Below are 3,126 nucleotides of genomic sequence, written 5' to 3'. Positions count from 1 at the left end.
GTACGCCGCCGGCGCGCCGGGGCGGGCGCGGGTCTGGCGGGGGGCGACGGGGCCGGGATCTCCAGCCGGGCTTCCGTGCGCGCCTTGGGCGCGGCGAAGGACCGGACGTCGACGGAACTCATCGATTCCGTCCGGCCGCCCGTCTCGGTGTCGGGACCCGCCTCCTCAGCGGTGCGCTCCTGCAGCTCCTTGGCGTAACGGCGCTCCATCGCCGCCCTTCCGGACAGCAGCCGGATGGCGGTACTGAAGCGTTCCGTCGGACGTGCCTCGTTGAGCTCGTCCTGCCTGCGGAGCCACATCGGCACCAAGTAGGCGGCCCAGGCCCCGACAATGACTGCGTAGATGAGGCCGCTGCTGCTCACGGTTCACACCGTAGAGGGGTTCGCGCGAGGGCATCGGCCAATTGAGCCGGTGTGTCGCACGATCTGGCTGATATCACGGACTTTTTTTGTGATTGTTCGGATCGACTCATGGTCACATGGCAGTCAATTTCGAACATACATTTTATTTTTGTGTCGTTCCGCGCCTTGCCTGATGCCAGCGGCGGACCAGTCCGTCGGGCACCTCTTCGGACGTGAGTACGAATACGAGATGGTCCCGCCAGGCTCCGTCGATGTGGAGATAGCGGGGGCGCAGCCCTTCCTCGCGGAATCCGAGCTTTTCCACGACACGGCGGCTCGGCCCGTTCTCGGGGCGAATGCAGACCTCCAGACGATGCAGTCCGACCATCCGGAAACAGTGGTCGACGGCGAGCGCGACCGCGGTCGGCATCACGCCGCGTCCCGCGACCTCGCGGTCGACCCAGTACCCGACATGGCCCGAGCACATCGAGCCCCAGGTGATCCCGGCGACGGTCAACTGGCCGACGAGCCGGCCCCGGTACTCGATGACGAACGGCAGCATCCGGCCCGCGTTCGCCTCCCTGCGCAGATGACGGACCATCTGGCGGTAGGTGGGCCGCTGCGTGACCGGAGCGCCGGGCGCGGGCGGCGGGATGGTCGCCTCCCAGGGGCGCAGCCAGTCGCGGTTGCGCCGGTTGACCTCACGCCACGCGCGCTGGTCGCGCAGCCTTATCGGGCGGAGGGCGATGTCGCCGTCCACCAGGATCACGGGCCAGGCGGGGTTCATCCGGAGGTACGGGGGTGATCGCCGCCGTGGAGCTGGTCCACGGCGTGGACGAGGAGTCTGCCGAGCACGGCGAGGCCGTCGCGTACGCCGCCGGTCGAGCCCGGCAGATTCACGATCAGCGTCCGGCCCGCCACCCCGGCGACTCCCCGGGAGAGGGCCGCTGTCGGGACCTTGGCGAGGCCTTCGGCGCGGATCGCCTCGGCGATGCCGCGGATCTCGTAGTCGATGACGCGCCCGGTCGCCTCCGGCGTACGGTCCGTCGGCGAGATGCCCGTACCGCCGGTGGTGACGATCACGTCGTACCCGGCGGTGACGCCGGCGCGCAGCGCCTCCTCGACGGGGTCGCCGTCGGGGACGGCGCGCGGGCCCTCGGTCGTGAAGCCGAGCGCGGTGAGCCCTTCGGCGACGAGCGGGCCGCCGGTGTCGGCGTAGACGCCCGCCGCGGCGCGGTTGGACGCCGTGACGACAAGCGCGCGGTAGCCGGTCATGCGCTCTCTCCGTCCGGAGCGGGCAAGGCGCCTGGGGTGGCCGGGGTCTCGGCGGCGGCGGTCGTGCGCGACCAGGTTCCCGACTTGCCGCCGCGCTTCTCCTCCACCCGTACGTCCGTGATGACCGCGCCCTTGTCGACCGCCTTCACCATGTCGACGACGGTGAGCGCGGCGACCGAGACGGCGGTCAGCGCCTCCATCTCGACGCCGGTACGGTCGGTCGTCTTCACCGTCGCCAGGATCTGTACGGCGTCGTCGGCGACCGACAGATCGACGGTGACGCCCGAGACGGCGAGCGGATGGCACAGCGGGATCAGCTCCGGGGTCCGCTTGGCGCCCATGATGCCCGCGATCCGCGCTGTGGCCAGGGCGTCGCCCTTCGGCACTCCCCCGCCGCGCAGCAGCTCGACCACGCGCGGCGAGACCAGCACCCGGCCGCTGGCGCTCGCGCTGCGGGACGTGACGTCCTTCGCCGACACGTCGACCATCCTGGCGGCGCCCGACTCGTCGAGATGCGTCAGGCGGCCCTGCCCGGGCGGCTCTTGCTCGGCTCCGGGGGATTCCCCCCGGGAAAACACAGTCATTCGGTGTGGTGCTCCCGGTCCGGGCCCGACCGGGCCTGTGTGGGCAGATACGGTACCGCCACCGCCACGGGATCAGCCGAGCAGGACCACGTCGAGTTCCGTGCCGGGCTCGACCGACGTCGTCTCCTCGGGGACGACGATCAGCGAGTCGGCGTGGGCGAGGGCCGCGATCAGATGGGATCCCGCCCCGCCGACCGGCCTGACGGAGGCCGACCGCGCGTCGTACACACCGCGCATGAACTGGCGGCGCCCGGCGGGGGACGACAGGGGCTTGTCGCTCTCAAGACGCGCGCGCACCGTCGGGCGGTTGACGTCCTCACGGCCCATCAGGGCGCGGATGGCCGGGCGGACGAACAGCTCGAACGACACGTACGACGAGACGGGGTTGCCCGGCAGGGCCAGCAGCGGGGTGTGCTCGGGACCGATCGAACCGAAGCCCTGCGGCTTGCCCGGCTGCATGGCGAGCTTGCGGAAGTCGATGCCGCTGCCCGGCTCGTCCTCGTCGCCGACCGAGGACAGCGCCTCCTTCACGACGTCGTACGCCCCGACGCTGACGCCGCCCGTCGTGATGACCAGGTCGGCGCGGACCAACTGGTCCTCGACGGTCGCCCGGAGGCTGTCCGCGTCGTCGCTGACCGCGCCGACCCGGTAGGCGATGGCGCCCGCCTCGCGGACGGCGGCGGTGAGCGCGAAGCTGTTCGAGTCGAAGATCTGGCCGTCGCCGAGATCCTCGCCCGGCTGGACCAGCTCGCTGCCGGTGGAGATGACGACCACGCGCGGGCGCGGGCGTACCTTCACCGTGCCGCGGCCGATGGCGGCCAGCAGCGCGATCTGCGGCGCCCCGATGACCGTGCCGGCCTCCAGCGCCAGGTCGCCCGCGTGGACGTCGCTGCCGGCGGCGCGGACGTGGGCGCGCGGCTCCGCCG

The 3,126-nt window shown here is 71.8% G+C and carries 4 protein-coding genes and 1 pseudogene; all 5 read right to left on the bottom strand.

The features are described 5' to 3' along the window. Positions 1-362, bottom strand: a pseudogene (locus tag HY68_RS45090) (hypothetical protein); the annotation flags it as partial. A 142-nt stretch (positions 363-504) separates the two neighbouring features. After that, a complete protein-coding gene (locus HY68_RS14165; RefSeq protein ID WP_078863604.1) occupies positions 505-1,128 on the bottom strand; it encodes a GNAT family protein in 624 nt (207 codons plus the stop codon). Beyond that, positions 1,125-1,616, bottom strand: a complete 492-nt coding sequence (locus HY68_RS14160) for a MogA/MoaB family molybdenum cofactor biosynthesis protein (RefSeq protein WP_041988751.1) — start codon at positions 1,614-1,616, stop codon at positions 1,125-1,127. Before HY68_RS14160 ends, HY68_RS14165 begins: the two co-directional genes overlap by 4 nt. Further along, positions 1,613-2,200 carry a cyclic pyranopterin monophosphate synthase MoaC gene (gene moaC / locus HY68_RS14155; RefSeq protein ID WP_041988748.1) on the bottom strand — a complete coding sequence of 196 codons (588 nt, stop codon included), beginning with the start codon at positions 2,198-2,200 and terminating at the stop codon, positions 1,613-1,615. The genes HY68_RS14160 and moaC overlap by 4 nt, the downstream gene beginning before the upstream one ends. A gap of 72 nt (positions 2,201-2,272) precedes the next feature. Beyond that, on the bottom strand, positions 2,273-3,126 hold an 854-nt coding region (glp, locus tag HY68_RS14150), incomplete at its 5' end, for a gephyrin-like molybdotransferase Glp (protein ID WP_041988745.1).

Source organism: Streptomyces sp. AcH 505 (genome assembly GCF_000818175.1).
Lineage (GTDB): Bacteria > Actinomycetota > Actinomycetes > Streptomycetales > Streptomycetaceae > Streptomyces.
Note: the sequence above shows the minus strand (reverse complement) of the source record. Positions and strands in the feature narration are given on the sequence as shown.